Source organism: Coleofasciculus sp. G2-EDA-02 (genome assembly GCF_040226375.1).
GTDB lineage: Bacteria > Cyanobacteriota > Cyanobacteriia > Cyanobacteriales > Coleofasciculaceae > Coleofasciculus.
The window spans coordinates 1-17,623 of the sequence record NZ_JAVKEW010000102.1 but is presented as its reverse complement, the minus strand read 5'-3'; the positions used below and the strand labels follow the sequence as shown (position 1 = coordinate 17,623).

The 17,623-nt window shown below is 47.5% G+C and carries 13 protein-coding genes and 1 pseudogene; 7 read left to right on the top strand and 7 right to left on the bottom strand.

The genetic code is table 11. The features are described from left to right. Positions 1-232: 232 nt before the first annotated feature. A complete protein-coding gene (locus tag RLO19_RS11495; RefSeq protein WP_446356481.1) occupies positions 233-763 on the bottom strand; it encodes an orange carotenoid protein N-terminal domain-containing protein in 531 nt (176 codons plus the stop codon). Between the two features lie 255 nt (positions 764-1,018). Here RLO19_RS11495 and aspS point away from each other — a divergent pair, with 255 nt between their 5' ends. Both aspS and RLO19_RS11485 read left to right on the top strand, forming a co-directional pair. Beyond that, positions 1,019-2,821: an aspartate--tRNA ligase gene (gene aspS / locus RLO19_RS11490; protein ID WP_446356479.1), complete on the top strand. Its 1,803-nt coding sequence runs from the start codon at positions 1,019-1,021 to the stop codon at positions 2,819-2,821. Between the two features lie 262 nt (positions 2,822-3,083). Continuing rightward, a pseudogene (locus RLO19_RS11485) lies at positions 3,084-3,335 on the top strand (UPF0175 family protein). A 25-nt stretch (positions 3,336-3,360) separates the two neighbouring features. Here the strand turns inward: RLO19_RS11485 and RLO19_RS11480 are convergent. From RLO19_RS11480 to RLO19_RS11470, 3 genes are all read right to left on the bottom strand, one after another. After that, positions 3,361-4,728 carry a hypothetical protein gene (locus RLO19_RS11480; protein WP_446356477.1) on the bottom strand — a complete coding sequence of 456 codons (1,368 nt, stop codon included), beginning with the start codon at positions 4,726-4,728 and terminating at the stop codon, positions 3,361-3,363. Positions 4,729-5,065: 337 nt separating this feature from the next. Beyond that, positions 5,066-6,562, bottom strand: coding sequence for a thioredoxin-like domain-containing protein (locus RLO19_RS11475; RefSeq protein ID WP_446356475.1), 1,497 nt, complete (start codon positions 6,560-6,562; stop codon positions 5,066-5,068). Between the two features lie 165 nt (positions 6,563-6,727). Continuing rightward, complete coding sequence (locus tag RLO19_RS11470) at positions 6,728-8,764, bottom strand: hypothetical protein (RefSeq protein WP_446356473.1); 2,037 nt, start codon at positions 8,762-8,764, stop codon at positions 6,728-6,730. A gap of 499 nt (positions 8,765-9,263) precedes the next feature. Between RLO19_RS11470 and psaA the strand changes: the two genes are divergently transcribed. The 3 genes from psaA (at position 9,264) to RLO19_RS11455 (ending at position 14,884) form a co-directional block, all read left to right on the top strand. Beyond that, on the top strand, positions 9,264-11,519 hold the full coding sequence (psaA, locus tag RLO19_RS11465; RefSeq protein ID WP_446356484.1) for a photosystem I core protein PsaA: 2,256 nt from the start codon (positions 9,264-9,266) through the stop codon (positions 11,517-11,519). 155 nt (positions 11,520-11,674) lie between these two features. Further along, on the top strand, positions 11,675-13,903 hold the full coding sequence (gene psaB / locus RLO19_RS11460; protein ID WP_446356471.1) for a photosystem I core protein PsaB: 2,229 nt from the start codon (positions 11,675-11,677) through the stop codon (positions 13,901-13,903). 204 nt (positions 13,904-14,107) lie between these two features. Beyond that, on the top strand, positions 14,108-14,884 hold the full coding sequence (locus RLO19_RS11455; RefSeq protein ID WP_446356469.1) for a hypothetical protein: 777 nt from the start codon (positions 14,108-14,110) through the stop codon (positions 14,882-14,884). Positions 14,885-14,903: 19 nt separating this feature from the next. On the opposite strand, the gene RLO19_RS11450 is transcribed toward RLO19_RS11455, so the two are convergent. Further along, a complete protein-coding gene (locus RLO19_RS11450) occupies positions 14,904-15,116 on the bottom strand; it encodes a helix-turn-helix domain-containing protein (RefSeq protein WP_446336883.1) in 213 nt (70 codons plus the stop codon). A gap of 210 nt (positions 15,117-15,326) precedes the next feature. Next, the gene (locus RLO19_RS11445; RefSeq protein WP_446356482.1) at positions 15,327-15,539 is read right to left on the bottom strand and encodes a helix-turn-helix domain-containing protein; all 213 of its coding nucleotides are present in this window, start codon (positions 15,537-15,539) and stop codon (positions 15,327-15,329) included. A 142-nt stretch (positions 15,540-15,681) separates the two neighbouring features. Here RLO19_RS11445 and RLO19_RS11440 point away from each other — a divergent pair, with 142 nt between their 5' ends. Together RLO19_RS11440 and RLO19_RS11435 are read left to right on the top strand one after the other, a co-directional pair. After that, a complete protein-coding gene (locus RLO19_RS11440) occupies positions 15,682-16,152 on the top strand; it encodes a hypothetical protein (protein WP_446356467.1) in 471 nt (156 codons plus the stop codon). A gap of 153 nt (positions 16,153-16,305) precedes the next feature. Then, positions 16,306-16,938 (top strand): Uma2 family endonuclease, encoded by a 633-nt coding sequence (locus RLO19_RS11435; protein ID WP_446356465.1) that lies wholly within the window; start codon positions 16,306-16,308, stop codon positions 16,936-16,938. A 21-nt stretch (positions 16,939-16,959) separates the two neighbouring features. On the opposite strand, the gene RLO19_RS11430 is transcribed toward RLO19_RS11435, so the two are convergent. Further along, positions 16,960-17,172: a helix-turn-helix domain-containing protein gene (locus RLO19_RS11430; RefSeq protein ID WP_446356463.1), complete on the bottom strand. Its 213-nt coding sequence runs from the start codon at positions 17,170-17,172 to the stop codon at positions 16,960-16,962. Between the last annotated feature and the right edge of the window lie 451 nt (positions 17,173-17,623).

Here is a 17,623-nt window from a genome sequence, read left to right as displayed (position 1 = left end):
GTAATGTAAATACAAGTCGCGGGAGGGCATTCCGAGACTATAAACGGACGTGGAGAGGGTGTAAGACCTCATTTGGAGGCAACCTTCAGCGAAGCGTCAACCCCAATCAGCGACCACCCCGGCTAAAGGTGGCGTGGTGAGGAATCCCCCGCGCTCTTTAGCCGGGGGAGGGTGTCAACAATCACGTTCTGTCGATGTCGGATAGGGGGCTTGGGAACCAAGCCCCTACTATCTATAAACTGGGGGTTTTTCCCGTTTCTTCCTGGCTGGGAATGGGTTGAATGGGACTATAACCCATATCTCCAGCGACTTGGCGTAGGCAAGAGATTTGTCCCTCGAAATCTAGATTTTCGATTTGGGATAGAATCCGATTTACCTCTGGACTCGCTTTATAGTTGCGGGGGATATCGACAACAGTATCACCCATTCCTTGCGCCCATGCGTACCAGGCTAACAATTGGTTATTTTCACTCAATGCCCCATATGCCCGTGATACTTGTGTATCTTCACGATTGACAATTTCTCCCATGGCGGCTAGCTGCTGATCATCGGAAAGGTTAAAGAAGTCTTGCATCAGTTGGGGGGAGATTTCCGCATCAGCCGCCGTGGGTGCAGCCGGTGTGATCGAATCGCCCATTTTTTCGTAGATGTAGTAAAGTAACGCTAGTTTGTCATCTGTACCCAAGCCCTCAAATGCTTGGGCTACGTTTTTCGTCTCCTGAGAACGGGCAGGGGTTACACCAGTCGGTTGAGTAGAAGCCATATTTTTTATTTCCTTTGTTACAACAAAATATCTCTACTCTTATGTTTACCAAAGTTTACAAACAGGGATCGCCCTCCGATCGGTAGAGTTTGCTTAGGATATTTGGTGGGATCGGTATCTTCCTCTATCCAGAGATGATGAAGTTGGTTGGAAGACACAGACAATGATTGCTGAATGCAGGATAATGGGCAAAGCTTTCACATTTTGTTACCTTAGACGTTCCTCTCTGTCAAAGCACTTATTTTTTCATCGGCTATGCGGACTCATTATTGCGGCGAATTGCGAAGTAACCATGTTGGTGAAACCGTTACCCTCTGTGGTTGGGTAGATCGGCGACGTGACCATGGGGGGGTGATATTTTTAGATTTGCGCGATCGCACGGGTATTGTGCAGATTGTTAGTGATCCTCAGCGCACGCCGGATTCTTATCAGAATGCAGAAGCCGTGCGGAATGAGTATGTGGTGCAAATTACTGGGCGTGTGAGTCGGCGTCCAGATGATTCGCTCAACCCTAATTTATCCACGGGTGAAGTGGAAGTGTATGCGGATCAGATTAAACCGTTGAATACGGTTCGTAAGCAGTTACCGTTTCAGGTTTCTACCGCCGACGCCGAAACCGTGCGGGAAGAATTGCGCCTCAAATATCGGTATTTGGATATTCGCCGCGATCGCATGCGCCAAAATATAGAATTGCGCCATGAGGTGATTAAGGCGATTCGCCGTTATTTAGAAGATGAGCAAAGGTTCATTGAGGTGGAAACCCCCATGTTAACCCGTTCCACACCGGAAGGGGCGAGAGACTATTTGGTTCCCTCTCGTGTGAATCCAGGGGAATGGTACGCACTACCACAATCGCCGCAATTATTCAAGCAATTGTTGATGGTTGCGGGATTAGACCGTTACTATCAGATTGCCCGTTGCTTTCGGGATGAAGATTTAAGGGCAGATCGTCAGCCAGAGTTTACCCAGTTGGACATGGAAATGAGTTTTATGTCCCAGGAGGAGATTCTCCAGCTTAATGAAGGGTTGGTCTGTCATATCTTTAAAACAGTAAAAGGGATTGAGATTCCCCGCCCTTTTCCCCACCTCACCTACACTGAAGTCATGGAACGCTATGGTACGGATAAACCCGATACCCGCTTTGGCTTGGAATTGGTAGATGTCTCAGAGTTGCTGAAAGACTCTGGATTTAAGGTATTTTCCGGTGCAGTAGCGGCTGGGGGTAAGGTAAAAGTATTACCCATTCCTGGCGGTAACGACAAAATTTCCAACGTGCGAATTAAACCCGGTAAGAGTGGTGACTTATTTAACGAAGCCGCCGCAGCAGGCGCTAAGGGTTTAGCTTATATTCGGGTGCGAGACAACTGGGAAATTGACACGATTGGGGCGATTAAAGACAATCTCACTGAGGAGGTGAAACAGAAACTGCTAGAGATGACAGGGGCGAAACCCGGTCATTTACTGCTGTTTGGTGCGGGTGATACCGATGTGGTAAATAAAACCTTGGATCGCCTGCGCCAGGTATTGGGTCAGGAGTTGGGACTGATTAACCCGACGAAAATTAATTTACTCTGGGTGACAGATTATCCGATGTTTGAATGGAATGCGGATGAGAAACGCTTAGAGGCAATTCATCACCCCTTTACCGCGCCCCACCCCGATGATATCGATGACCTGAAAACGGCAAGGGCGCAAGCGTATGATTTAGTGTATAACGGCTATGAAGTCGGCGGCGGCAGTTTGCGGATGTACCAACCCGATATTCAGAGACGAGTATTCGACGCGATCGGCTTGTCGCCAGAAGAGGCTCAAAATAAATTTGGCTTCTTACTGGAAGCGTTTGATTATGGCGCACCTCCTCATGGCGGAATTGCGTATGGGTTGGATCGGTTGGTTATGTTGTTAGCGGGGGAAGAATCGATTCGGGATGTGATTGCGTTTCCCAAGACGCAGCAAGCCAGTTGTTTGTTAACGGAAGCACCCGCCAAGGTGGGAGAGAATCAGTTAAAAGAATTGCACGTTGCTTCTACCTATAAGCCGAAGAAAGCAATATTGTAGAGACGTTGCATGCAACGTCTCTACATCTTCATTTTCTGGATAATGCTGCACAGAAGAGGACACGGCAATGCCGTGTCCCTACCATAACAAGCGAGAGAATGGATTGGGTAGGGGCACGATGGTATCGTGCCCTGCAAGCTGTGGTGTAAATCATCCGACTTTCATTTATCCTAAACCGATTTAATCAGCAGACTAAAATACTCGCATTTGCCACCACGGAGTCTTTTTGATGTTCTGCTGAAGCATTTTAAGTTCAAATAAAATGCTTCAAATTATTCTTAATTTATCTGAGGAAATATTGTAAGCACGGCGTAAGTCTCCCCAGGAGTTTGGGAAAGAGATGCGTTTGGCAGCAGCGATTTTTTGGTATCAGCAGGGTGAAGTGTCTCAGGAGAAAGCGGCACAGATAGCTGGGTTAAATCTTCGGGATTTCCTGGAAGTTTTGGCTCGGCATAAAATCGATTTTTTTCAGGTAGATTTTGATGATTTGGAGCAGGATTTAGATCGTGCCTAGCTTGACGGTAATTAATACTTCACCACTAATTTTTTTGAGTAAGGGTGGGTGTCTTGAGTTGTTGCGGGTGCTGAGTGCTGAGATGGTTGTGCCGATCTTCTTTGATGGTAGAAATAGGTAAATACTTCTCAATTATCTCGCCTAAGCCTAACCCCAAGCAACCAAACCCCATGCCCAACATGATAATACTTAACTCAGCACTGTGAAAAAAAGCTGCGTCTGGTTTCGTCAGGGTCAAGATCAGCATTGACAATGCCGACAAACCACTGATGATTAATGCCAGTCGGACACTACTCGCGGCGAACTTATAGCGTCCAGTTTCAGCGACGAGGTAAGCCGCAAAGGGAACCCAAACAGTTGCTACATATAGGGCATAAAATAAGACAATTAAACTGATAATTTCACCGCCTTTCAAGGCGACGGCTAATCCTAAGCCTGTATTGATTATGGAAACAAGTAGTCGATTCAGTTGAGAAGCGGGAATCAACTCAAAGTCCAAAACAACCTTAGTTTGCACCCGCAAAATACTACTACCGACTCCTAAAGCGGGTACGATTAACGATAAAATCAACAACTGTCCCCCCCATTGAGTAGCGCCTCCACCCAGCCATAATAAAATCCAAGGAATTATTTCTTTTCCATCAATATCGGTGGGCAAAATCCCAGCCCTTTGGCTAGCAATTACTACAGCAGACGGTAATAATGCCAGAAACAGAAATAATATAGCCGCCAAAATACAGCCCAGATAGAGGTTGCGTAAATCCTTAGCTTGTACGACAAATTGGTGATATTTCATATCAATTAACACCAGCAATACTGTCGATAAGGAGATGCCGAGTAAAGAAGGGAGACTCATCTGGTGAAGTGCGGGAATGAAATCTACTGGGGCGTGTAAATAGAGGGGAACAGCGTGCAATTTCGCGATCGCGTACAATAATGCCAGGATATTGAATCCCAATAATCCCCGGAATAGCCAACTGGCTTTCTCAATTGGGAGTAGAGAAGAGAGCAGAAAGACCAGTGCTAAGCCTAGCATACTGGGCTGCACGGGTACATTTAAGACTTTGAGGATAAATGCACCAGCAATAATTTGCACCGCAAAAATCCCAATTAGCGATAACCAGGACATAGTTCCCACCAATACTTTGACGGGATGTCCGTAGCGATTTCCCAGTAGTGTCCAGATTGGTTCAACTGACCGCCAATAGAATCTGGCAAATGCCAGGAGGATAAGGGTACCGAGGGCAATAGAAATCGGATAGAGGCTACCCGCCCAACCCAAGGTCAAGGCTTTTTCGGCAGTTCCGAGAACAAATCCCAAACCATAATGTGCCGATACCAGTAAAGCCGCCAGGGAAAAGAATCCGAGTTGTCGAGTTTCAGTGTGATTCACAGATGACAAGAAAATAAGTCATATCGCCTTACGCTTTGAAGCTTTTCAGTATTCTAGCAATGGAAGGTTGAGCGAAGAGTGTAGCGTCAATTTGAGAGGTTAACCCAAAGGCGATCGCGTTTTTATGGTCAGTGCGCTTACCGTACCCCTACCATAACAAGCGAGATAATTGATTGGGTAGGGATACGATATTATCGTGTCCTCTAGGTTAGGTGTAGTCGTACCCTTTGAGGCGAATAGAACGGCGGTGGTGTTTGTGGGGGTTGTATGACATAAATGTTTGGTGGCAAGGTTTCAGATTTCTTGAACTGTGAATCCTTGTTTTTGAGTGAAGATATTAGATCTGATACCCGCTCAAATTTAAAGTGGTCACTTCTAACGTACCTAGATCAACACAACGGATGGCATGATTATTCGTGTCAGCAATATAGAGACGAGCCGCGATCGCACTGACTCCAGAGGGCTCGGCAAACTGCGCCTCATGACTCTGACCGTCGCGGTGTCCGGCTTGACCGTTACCTAACAAGGTCTGACAGCTACCCGTACTCGGATCGACGCGCTTGATTTTATGATTATAAGTATCTGCGACCCAGAGGTAATTTTGGGTATATTCCACGCCTAAACAGTGCTGGAGTCGTACCTCTGACTTTTGACCATCGCGATCGCCAAATTCAAACAGTTCACCACTGCCACAAATTGTCCGCACGGGTAAATTATTAATCAGACCCACTCCCCGAATCGAACTCACCTCACTATCAGCCACGTAGAGTTCTCGTCCATCGCTGGTAATCCCACTGGGTTGAGCAAAGGCTGCTTCCTGGAGTGACCCATCTATACAGGCTTCTGCACCTGTCCCCGCGTAAGTGCCAATCTCACCCGTTTCAAGCTGCATTTCCCAGATTTGGTGGGAACCCGCCATCGCAATCAAAAGGCGATTATCAATTTTTTCAATATCCCACGGTGAATTCAATGCTGTTTGTAACCCTAAGCCGCTATGGGGTTGAATCTGGCGACTTTGCTCACCAGTACCCGCAATGGTTTCAACTTGCTCAGTTTCTAGATGAATGCATCGCAAGCAATGATTTTCTGTATCCGCCACGTAGAGACGTTGATTTTTGGGATCTAGCGTGATACCTTGAGGCGCAAAAAATTGGGCTTCAGTAAAAGTGCCATCCGTCAATCCTGGTTCACCTGTACCAATAATATTTAATACCTCACCTGCCAAATTACTTACCACAATTCGATGATGACCCGAGTCAGCAATAAATAGGCGATCGCTAAATTCATCAGCAAGGACTTTTCCAGGAAATGCTAAGGGATTGGTGAGGGGGTGTCGCTGTTTTTCCAAGGTGAAATGAAGTGGCTGCATCGTTATTGTGTCTTTTTGCTGGTGTTTCTGGATCAGTTCCCCAATAAGTTGCTCGAGAACTGCTCGATTTCCTTCCCCCGCAACATCTCTAATCACATAACCTTCAGGGTCAATCACGACTAACGTGGGCCACGCCCGAACTGCATATTGCTGCCACAGATTAAAAGTAGAGTCTACAACAACGGGATGCTCGACATTGTAGCGAAGAATTGCCTGACGAATATTTTCCGCGTCTTTTTCGTTATCAAATTTAGATGAATGAATACCAATAACGGTAAGACTATCTTTATATTTTTGTTCTAAATAGTTTAAGTCTGGCAGAACATGGAGGCAGTTAATACAGCAGTACGTCCAAAAGTCAAGAATCACCACTCGCCCTTTTAAATACTTCAGAGAAAGTGGGTGATCCGTATTGAACCAGATGCCGTCTTGGGGAAGTTCTGGCGCTCGAACCCTTGGTGTCATGCGATTTTCAGTGATTGTTGATTGTTGATTGTTTATTGCTCAGATCCTAACCTAACGTTCACCTTCCGTTTTCCCAGGGTGTGTAGGGGCGGGTTTCACGACTATCTTTTCGGTTGTACCCAGATGTGGCTAAACCCGCCCCGACTAAGGTTTCTAGACTTCCCATTATTTTTCAATTAATTCGGGCAAGGTTGGTGGCAAGTCAGTGTCAGGAATGACGGGTTTAATTGTTGGGTTTGGCGAGGGAATGGGGGTTTCCTCCTCCGATGAAGGAGGTTCCGCAGGTAACGATTCATCGGGAGTTACCGATTTTTCTTTCACCTCTTCTGGGGTGGTTTGAGTTGTCTGTGGGTTCGATTCTGTGTCCTCTGGAACCACCTGGGATGGCGGTGAGGGAGTTTTGAGTTTTGGAGTTACAGGTTTTGTATCCGCTTGAGGTTCCTCTGAGGATGTTTGGGTTTTATCGAGGGATGTCGATACTTCCGTTTCTGACTGAGATTCGGTTTCCTCTGTAACGATATCCGATGCTTCATCAAGAGTTGTTTGGGGTGGAGTTACAGGTTCTTTATCTGCTTGCGGTTTCTCTGAGGATGTTTGGGTTTTATCCAGGGGTGTAGATGCTTCGGGTTCTGACTGAGATTCGGTTTCCTCTGTAACGATATCCGATGCTTCATCAAGAGTTGTCTGGGGTGGAGTGACAAATTCTGTATCCGCTTGCGGTTCTGGCTGCGACTCCGTTTCCTCTAGCAAAACTTCAGGTTCAGGTGACGGTGTTTCTGGTTCTTCTGGTTGTTCAGTGGATGGGGTAGGAGATACTGTGGGTTTTTGGAATCGTTCCCTGATGTTTTGATAGAAGCGATTCAGAAAGCCACGGGCTGGAGATTTTTCTGTAGGTTTGGCTTCAGGAGTTTCCAAGTCTGTAGCTGAGGGGACGGTTTCATCTGGCGTAGCGGGTTCTACGGCTGTGGGAGATTCTTCCCCTGTCTTGGGTTCAGGTATTGGTTTTTCTTCGACAAGTGTTTCGGGTTCAGGGGCGGGAATTTCTTGGGGTATCTCTGGTTCAGTTGTTGGTATTTCTTCAACAGGTGTTTCGGGTTCAGGGGCGGGAATTTCTTGGGGTATCTCTGGTTCAGCCGTTGGTATTTCTTCAACAGGAGTGGGAGACACTGACGGTATTGGTGTTGGCTCTACTGTAGGCGATGGAGTGGGTGCAGGTGTAGGTGTGGGGGTTACTTCTGGCGTGGGTGTTGGTGTGGCTTGAACTTTATAGTTGGGATCGATAATGCTACGGGCGACTTCAGCAGAAAGCTCGTTCCGCATTAATTGGGATAGGGTGTCATTGCCCCCTGGCTGGTAACTAATTAGCCGCGCTGTGTTGTTGTAAGTGTTTTTAACTGGATTTCCTTGCTCATCCAGGAACTCTAGCTGCACCCAGTTTTTACCGGGTTTAAAGCCTTTGAGATAAACGGAGTGCCAAAGATCTAGGGTAAAACTTTCACCATTGATGGTGACGCGAATTTGCCAATCTACTATCTCGTCTTCTGGGTTTTCCTGGGCGACGAGGTGGAGTGGAGCATTAGTCACATAGAAGTCGAGCAGGATAGGCTCAGCACCATAGCTACCTTTGGGACGGCTATAGGTTAATAGAGGAAGGTTAGACGCCGGATTATTATCGTCAGTTTTGGTAAATAGGTGAAATCTGGTCTGAGCATAAGCGCCTTCATTTTTAAAGCTTTCATGCCAAGGACGAGCCGCAAAAACTCTCAGAGTATGGGTTCCGGGGGATAAGTCCTCAAAGACAAAGGGTTTTTCTATGTCGTAAACCGGAATATAGGGCTGATTGTCAAGAATCAGATGCAGATGAGGACCCATGTCTAATTCCGGGTTTTTGAACAGGGGCAAGTCTTGCACCTGCAATTGTACGGAGACGGTGGTGTCTTGAAGAATTTGATCCGGAGTGGGACTCAGGATGGTGACTTGAGGTTGATAGGTTTCTAGGCGGCGATTCAGTTGCTGAATGACTGGGGGCGGTGCGACTTCTGATAGTCGTGCCACTGGCTCGGTTGGCGATGGGGCTTCATCTTCAAGTGGTTGTAACGTCTGTGCGCTTCCGCCACATGCCACGAGTCCCGCTATAAGCACCACCACCAGCAAGACTGAACAAATTGCCCTCACTGTTTTCCACCAGAGATTCCTAGCCAAAACACCATCTCCTCAACTAATTCTGCTCATTAGGAACTATAGCGAACAATGGCTCATCCTCTACTGATACTGATGGATGAGGGAGATGGGGAACAAAGGGGCGCAGGTGCATGGGAAATCGGTTTGTGAATCAACAAATGACGTAGCTTGCTTCTCAAGGAAAGCGAGTATGACGAATGACGGACGAATCTGAGATTAAATCTCTCAATTGTTGAGTTTTGTAAAATTTACCGACCACACTCTTGACTTTTTGGGGAGTTTACTTACAGCAAAACCCAAAGTAGACCTTGATTTGCTGAAATTTGAATTTTTGTTAAGTGCAACCCAAGACTTCCTCCAGCAAGACCTATCATCAACAAAAGAGTATCCTCTGAATTTCAAAGGGGATATCGTTTTTCCAGGAAAGTTACGCACAAAAGCGGTGCTTTCCGCTAAATTGATAAAAAAGCAAACTTCCTTTGGGATATTTCTTGTTCCTTGTATAGAGAGGAGACTCCTGATGACAATCAGCCCTCCTGAGCGGGACACGAAGGCAAAGGTAACGGTTGATAAAGATCCAGTTCCTACTTCATTTGAGAAGTGGTCTAAACCTGGTCATTTTGACCGTACCCTAGCCAAGGGACCAAAAACCACTACGTGGATTTGGAACCTGCACGCGAACGCTCATGATTTCGATAGTCATACCAGTGACCTAGAAGATGTATCGCGCAAAATTTTTAGCGCTCACTTCGGTCACTTAGCGGTTATTTTTGTCTGGTTGAGCGGCATGTATTTCCATGGCGCTCGGTTTTCCAACTACGAAGCTTGGCTTACTGATCCGATCAATATCAAGCCAAGTGCTCAAGTGGTCTGGCCCATTGTGGGTCAAGACATTTTAAATGCGGATGTCGGTGGCGGCTTCCACGGCATTCAAATCACGTCAGGATTCTTCCAAATCTGGCGTGCATCTGGAATCACAAATGAATTCCAACTCTACTGCACCGCTATTGGTGGTCTAGTCATGGCAGCCCTGATGCTGTTTGCTGGCTGGTTCCACTACCACAAGCGGGCGCCTAAGTTGGAATGGTTTCAGAATGTAGAGTCCATGATGAACCACCACTTAGCTGGATTGTTAGGTTGTGGCTCATTAGGTTGGGCGGGTCACCAGATTCATGTCTCTCTGCCGATCAACAAGCTACTCGATGCTGGGGTTGCTCCAAAAGATATTCCCCTGCCTCACGAGTTCATCCTGAACAAGAGCTTGATGGCAGAGTTATATCCCAGTTTCGAGCAAGGGTTGAAGCCGTTCTTCACCCTGAACTGGGGGGTATATTCGGACTTCCTAACCTTTAAAGGTGGCTTAAACCCAACGACGGGTGGCTTGTGGCTCTCAGATACCGCGCATCACCACTTAGCGATCGCGGTTCTGTTCATCATCGCCGGTCACATGTACCGGACGAACTGGGGCATCGGTCACACCATGAAGCAAATTCTAGAGAACCACAAAGGTCCATTCACTGGTGAAGGACACAAAGGTCTCTACGAAAACCTGACCCGGTCGTGGCACGCTCAACTAGCCGTTAACTTGGCAATGCTGGGTTCGCTGACCATTATCGTGGCTCACCACATGTACGCGATGCCTCCGTATCCGTACTTAGCCACAGACTATGGTACACAGTTGTCCATCTTTACCCACCACATGTGGATTGGGGCATTCTGTATCGTTGGCGGTGCGGCTCATGCGGGGATTTTCATGGTGCGGGACTACGACCCGGTAGTTAACCAGAATAACCTTCTGGATCGGGTGATCCGTCACCGGGATGCAATTATATCTCACCTCAACTGGGTGTGCATTTTCTTGGGCTTCCACAGCTTCGGTCTGTACGTTCACAACGACACGATGCGGGCTTTTGGTCGTCCTCAAGATATGTTCTCCGATACGGGAATCCAGTTGCAACCGATATTTGCCCAGTGGGTACAAAATATCCATACCCTAGCACCTGGAGGAACTGCGCCTAATGCGTTGGAACCCGTTAGCTATGCCTTTGGTGGCGGGATTGTCGCAGTGGGTGGCAAAGTGGCAATGATGCCAATTGCGCTAGGAACGGCGGACTTCATGATCCACCATATTCACGCCTTCCAGATTCATGTCACCGCACTGATTCTGCTCAAAGGTGTGCTATATGCCCGGAACTCTCGTTTGATTCCTGACAAATCTGCACTCGGCTTCCGCTTCCCCTGCGATGGTCCAGGTCGGGGTGGTACTTGCCAAGTATCGGCTTGGGATCACGTCTTCCTTGGTCTGTTCTGGATGTATAACTGCATCTCGATTGTGATTTTCCACTTTAGCTGGAAGATGCAGTCTGATGTTTGGGGTACAGTCGCACCGGATGGTACCGTGTCTCATATCACGGGCGGTAACTTTGCCGCGAGCGCAATTACGATTAACGGTTGGTTGCGTGACTTCCTCTGGGCGCAAGCCTCTCAGGTGATCAACTCCTACGGCACAGCGTTGTCAGCTTATGGCATCCTGTTCTTAGGCGCTCACTTTGTTTGGGCATTCAGCTTGATGTTCCTGTTCAGTGGTCGCGGCTACTGGCAAGAGCTGATCGAATCCATCGTTTGGGCGCATAATAAACTAAAAGTGGCTCCAGCTATTCAGCCTCGCGCTCTGAGCATTATTCAGGGTCGGGCTGTGGGGGTAGCTCACTACCTCCTAGGAGGAATTGTCACCACTTGGGCATTCTTCCTGGCACGAATCCTAGCAGTCGGATGACGGCTGTTTGAATCGAAAGCACTATAAAGCAAGACAGAAGGTCTTGCCTGTCTAGACCCTATCCCAACCTGGAACTTCGGTTCCAGGGGGTCACAAAAGACAGAAAACGAGCAGCAAAAGCATAAGTCTCTGTAGGATTTCCTAAAGAAAGACAGATGGCAACAAAATTTCCGAAATTTAGCCAGGATCTCGCTCAAGATCCGACTACACGTCGAATCTGGTACGGAATTGCCACCGCCCATGACTTTGAGAGCCATGATGGCATGACGGAGGAAAATCTTTATCAGAAGATTTTCGCCTCTCACTTCGGTCATCTTGCAATCATTTTCCTGTGGACTTCTGGCAGTCTGTTCCACGTCGCCTGGCAAGGCAACTTTGAACAGTGGATTAAAGATCCGCTCAACGTCCGTCCGATCGCACACGCGATTTGGGACCCTCAATTCGGTCAATCGGCTGTCGATGCGTTTACTCAAGCCGGTGCGTCCAATCCTGTTGATATTGCTTACTCTGGGGTGTACCACTGGTGGTACACCGTGGGGATGCGGACAAATGGGGATCTGTATCAAGGGGCATTATTCCTCTTGGTGCTATCTGCCGTCTTCCTGTTTGCAGGTTGGCTGCACTTACAACCCAAGTTCCGTCCTAGCTTGGCTTGGTTTAAGAATGCTGAGTCTCGCCTAAACCACCACCTAGCGGGTTTGTTTGGGGTGAGTTCCTTAGCATGGACAGGTCACCTGGTTCACGTTGCGATTCCCGAAGCTCGGGGACAGCATGTTGGCTGGGATAACTTCCTGTCCGTCAAGCCACACCCAGCGGGTTTGGGTCCGTTTTTCACGGGGAACTGGGGCGTTTATGCCCAGAATCCAGATACGGCAAACCATATTTTTGGTACCTCTGAAGGCGCCGGGTCTGCGATTCTAACCTTCTTAGGTGGGTTCCACCCCCAGACCGAATCCCTGTGGCTGACCGATATTGCTCACCACCACCTAGCGATAGCTGTCTTGTTTATCATTGCAGGTCACATGTACCGGACGAACTTCGGTATTGGACACAGCATGAAAGACATCTTGGCAACGCACAATCCCCCACCGGGAACCCCGTTTGGTGGCATGTTGGGTGAAGGTCACAAAGGAATCTACGACACCTATAACAACTCGCTGCACTTCCAGTTAGGCTGGCACTTGGCTTGCTTAGGGGTAGTGACCTCGCTGGTGGCGCAGCACATGTATTCGCTGCCTCCTTATGCCTTCATGGCGCGGGATTATACCACTCAGGCGGCGTTGTATACTCACCACCAATATATTGCTGGCTTCTTGATGGTTGGAGCCTTCGCCCACGGAGCAATCTTCCTGGTGCGAGACTACGACCCGGAAGCGAATAAGAACAATGTGTTGGCACGGGTATTGGCTCACAAGGAAGCAATCATCTCTCACTTGAGCTGGGTTTCCTTGTTCCTTGGATTCCACACCTTGGGTCTGTATGTTCACAACGATGTGGTTGTGGCATTTGGGACTCCTGAGAAGCAAATTCTGATTGAACCGGTTTTTGCACAATGGATTCAGGCGGCTCACGGGAAGCTGCTCTATGGATTTGATACGTTGCTATCTAATCCTGATAGCATTGCGACTACAGCGTGGCCCAACTACGGGAACGTTTGGTTACCCGGTTGGTTAGATGCGATTAACGATGGTACGAACTCCCTGTTCCTGACCATTGGTCCGGGTGATTTCTTAGTTCACCACGCGATCGCACTCGGTCTGCATACCACCACTTTGATTTTGGTCAAAGGTGCGTTGGATGCCCGTGGTTCTAAGCTGATGCCGGATAAAAAAGACTTCGGCTACGCCTTCCCCTGCGACGGTCCCGGTCGTGGCGGCACTTGCGATATCTCCGCTTGGGACTCTTTCTATCTAGCGATGTTCTGGATGCTCAACACCATTGGTTGGGTGACCTTCTACTGGCACTGGAAGCATCTGGGAATATGGCAAGGCAACGTAGCCACATTTAATCAGAACTCAACCTATCTGATGGGTTGGCTACGTGACTACCTCTGGCTGAACTCCTCTCAGCTAATTAACGGGTACAACCCGTATGGCACGAATAACCTGTCGGTTTGGGCTTGGATGTTCCTCTTAGGGCACCTGATCTGGGCGACTGGTTTCATGTTCCTGATTAGCTGGCGTGGTTACTGGCAAGAACTGATTGAAACATTGGTTTGGGCGCACGAGCGCACGCCTCTGGCTAACCTGGTTCGTTGGAAGGATAAGCCAGTTGCTATGTCCATCGTTCAAGGTCGTGTGGTTGGTTTAGCTCACTTTACTGTGGGGTATATATTAACCTACGCGGCGTTTGTGATTGCCTCGACTGCGGGTAAGTTCGGTTGACGAACTGAAGCCTTGTAGGTAATTAAATAATCCCCTGCCTTCGGGTGGGGGATTTTTCGTTTCAGGTTTTGAGAGTTTATGCCAAATTCAGAAGCTGAACCTTACCATACTTTACATAATTCTAGGCTTGTTTCATCAACTCTTCATATCCAGCCTCTGGCAAAGGATTAAAGTAATAAATAGAAATTCTTATCAGGTTTGGATATGACAACCATCTACCAGAAAATTGCAGTTGTTTGTGCTGACACAGCCTCCGGAACCAGTTCTGTTCTGAAAAAGTTATCAATGGCTACTGCTGGAGGAATATTGATTGCTCTAGGAACAGTTGGCACGACACAGGCATCAACCATAACTTTGGAGTCTGCAACACTTGGTTCTACTGGGCAAAGGGGAGGAACTTCTATCTCCGACAACCAATTTTACGGATGGAGATTTCAAATTGATACAACGCTTCAGGTTACACATATTGGCGGACATCTTTTAGGGGGAGTGTTGTACCAAGGGAACTTGGTACGGGGATATGACATATTTGGAGCCATTATCTCGCTAAATAGCTCTGATGCACTTCCACAAGGAACACCATTTTTGCCGGAAGAGGTTTTGGCGACAACGATTTTGACTACGACCTTCCCCAGCAGTGAGATATTTGTTCCACTTTCTGTTACTCTAACCCCCGGTAGTTACGGTCTCGTTTTTGGAAGCGGTTTGTTCGGAGCAACTGGCGTTGGTGGTATGCCAAACTACTCAGATCAATCCGATATCCCCCCAACTAACATTGCGACCTACTTTTGGTGGAATGACGGAGAAGGATATAATCCCCCATATTGGCGTAATGGTAATAATGGTGGTACTTCCCGTACAAGGTTTTTGGTTAGGGGTGAGTTCGTCGAATCTGTACCGGAACCTGCTTTCACCATAGGTTTGCTAACATTAGGTGCTTTGGGTGTTAGTTCAGTTGTAAAGAAAAAGCCAGGAGCCTAGCTTGGGGAGAGTGGAGCCGCTACTCCTCTAAAATCTCAACCACATCCTCAATCATCACATCAAAGGTTCGAGCCAACTTGTGAATAGCGGTAAAGTCTACCATTGACAACTCGGGACGGCGAGCATAGCTTTTGACCGTGTTGTACATCACGCCAGAACGGTCAGCAACCTCCTTGAGCGTCCAGCCTTTCTCAGCCGCCAGTTCGCGAATTTTCAGCCTGACTAAACCCATACTTGACTATCGGTGCAATTGCACCTTAGGATAATTCCAATATATAAAGCGATCACTCTCCCAGTATCGCAAACCTAAGAGCGATCGCCCTTTCCACCTCATGAAATGGGAGGTATTTTCTATGTTATCAACACTTATCTCAAAAACACCCATCCTTGTCAACCGCTCCACAACTGAATCACAATTGCTAGCTTGGGGAGAGTTAAGCCGCTACTCTTCCACAATCTCAACCATATCCTCAACCATCACATCAAAGGCGTAAGCTAGCTTCTGGACAGAAATAAAGTCAATCTTTGACATTCCAGGACAACGAGCATAATGTCTCACGGTGCTGTAAATGACGCCGGAACGCTCAGATACTTCCTTGAGTGTCCAACCTTTCTCTTGTGCAAATTCTCGAACCTTAAGCCTGACTCGCCCCATACTTGACAAGTGGTTGCATGCCGTCATTTAATAAGTTTACCGGAAAAAGCGATCGCTCTTCCAAGTCTGACAAACCTAAGAGCGATCGCCCAAACACCCCATTACAAGGGAATGACTTACCATTGCATGGGAATCAATTACTATGTTATCAACACATACCACAAAAACGCCTACCTTTGAAGCGTCAAAACTAAATTACAAATCCTCCACCCGTCACCCCCTGGCACGATTTGTCACCGTCGAGACAGTCGCCTTACTGTTTAACCGCTCTCCTGAGGAGATTTATCGCATCGAATGCTGGCAACATATCGTTTATGTTGACGGTAAAGGTTTGAGCCGATTTATCAGCTACGCCGACTTTCCACCAATCCTGGAAGCTGAACCCCCTACCCCTCAAGACATGGTGCGTTGGCGCAAGCGCTGGAAGTCTCCAATTGCCCCTGAATTTTGGACAATATTCTATAGATATCAGTTCAACCGAGCCAAAAGTGAATCGCAATTGCTAGCGTGGGGACAATTTGTTGCTCTGGTGAAAGGATTGCTCTCAACAGCCGCTTTACAACACCTGCGCCAAGCCTACCAGTTAGAACAATATTGGTGGCGTCACTTTTGATGGCTGAATCTGGCTTAACCAAGGAGAACAAAATGATGACAGATCAACGTGCGATCGCGCCCGAATAATCTGTACAATGTTTTGCCGATTTGCAAACAGATTCGCCTTAGGCTTTTGTGATTACAATAAAGGCAGTGGATTTTCGGAAAACCTATGACGGCAACATTGCTTGCGCCACCGGATGAAATTATTCACCTGTCGGGGATTAGCTGGCAGACTTATGAAACGCTCCTAGAGGAATTGTGCGATCGCCGCCTCCGCCTCACCTATAATCGTGGCAATCTAGAAATCATGGCTCCTTCTCCAGAACATGAATTAAGTAAAACGGTTATGGGGCGCTTCGTAGAAACTCTAGCTGAAGAGACAAACCTCCCGATTTATCCGCTTGGCTCAACAACCCTCAAACGTCCTGAATTGAGTGGCGCAGAGCCAGATGAATGTTTCTACATTCATCAAATTGGTGCTGTTCGAGGCAAGAAACGGCTTGACCTGACTAAAGATCCAGCCCCCGATTTGGTGATTGAAATTGATGTTACGAGCAGTTCCCCAAATCGTCTTCAGGTTTATGCCGATTTAGGCGTAGCAGAGGTTTGGATTTATAACGGGATATCTCTGGTCATTCAAATTCTGCAAAATAGCACTTATATTACCACCCAAACCAGTCAATTTTTTCCCAATTTACCTATTCCAGAAATTGCTGATTTTTTACAACAAGCTCAAACAAAAGATTATTTGGAATTGGTTAGAGCATTTCGGAGTTGGGTAAGACGTAAAATGGCTGAATAATAAAGACTTATCTATGATATGCTACTCCTCTAAAATCTCAACCAAATCCTCTACCATCACATCAAAGGTTCGAGCCAATTTGTGAATAGCCGTATAGTCTATCATTGCCAGTCCCGGTGAGCGGGTATAGTGTCTGACTGTGCTGTAGACTAACCCAGAGCGATCAGAGACTTCTTTTATAGTCCATCCTTTTTCTTGTGCAAACTCTCGAATTCGCAACCTGACTAAGCCCATACACTATTGACAAAAGATAACATTCTATCGTTTAATTGGAGAGTCTTCAGGTAAAATCGATCGCTCTCCCCGTCTCGCTTTCCGCAAGAGCGATCGCCTCAATGTCCCATTAAATGGGAAGTACTTACTATGTTATCAACACATACCACAAAAACGCCCATCTTTGGAGCGTCAAAACTAAATTACAAATCGTCCACCCATCACCCCCTGGCACGATTCGTCACCGCAGAGACAGTTGCCTTGCTGTTTAACCGCTCTCCTGACGAGATTTATCGTATCGAATGCTGGCAACATATCGTTTACGTTCATGTTGACATCCTCCCCCGGCTAAAGAGCGCGGGGGATTCCTCACCACGCCACCTTTTTAGGGGTGGTCGCTGATTGGGGTTGACGCTTCGCTGAAGGTTGCCTCCAAATGAGGTCTTACACCCTCTCCACGTCCGTTTATAGT

Coding starts and splice junctions, on each gene's coding strand:
- RLO19_RS11495 (WP_446356481.1), bottom strand. CDS start 763: ATGGCTTCTACTCAACCGACTGGTGTAACCCCTGCCCGTTCTCAGGAG.
- aspS (WP_446356479.1), top strand. CDS start 1,019: ATGCGGACTCATTATTGCGGCGAATTGCGAAGTAACCATGTTGGTGAA.
- RLO19_RS11475 (WP_446356475.1), bottom strand. CDS start 6,562: ATGACACCAAGGGTTCGAGCGCCAGAACTTCCCCAAGACGGCATCTGG.
- psaA (WP_446356484.1), top strand. CDS start 9,264: ATGACAATCAGCCCTCCTGAGCGGGACACGAAGGCAAAGGTAACGGTT.
- psaB (WP_446356471.1), top strand. CDS start 11,675: ATGGCAACAAAATTTCCGAAATTTAGCCAGGATCTCGCTCAAGATCCG.
- RLO19_RS11455 (WP_446356469.1), top strand. CDS start 14,108: ATGACAACCATCTACCAGAAAATTGCAGTTGTTTGTGCTGACACAGCC.
- RLO19_RS11450 (WP_446336883.1), bottom strand. CDS start 15,116: ATGGGTTTAGTCAGGCTGAAAATTCGCGAACTGGCGGCTGAGAAAGGC.
- RLO19_RS11445 (WP_446356482.1), bottom strand. CDS start 15,539: ATGGGGCGAGTCAGGCTTAAGGTTCGAGAATTTGCACAAGAGAAAGGT.
- RLO19_RS11440 (WP_446356467.1), top strand. CDS start 15,682: ATGTTATCAACACATACCACAAAAACGCCTACCTTTGAAGCGTCAAAA.
- RLO19_RS11435 (WP_446356465.1), top strand. CDS start 16,306: ATGACGGCAACATTGCTTGCGCCACCGGATGAAATTATTCACCTGTCG.
- RLO19_RS11430 (WP_446356463.1), bottom strand. CDS start 17,172: ATGGGCTTAGTCAGGTTGCGAATTCGAGAGTTTGCACAAGAAAAAGGA.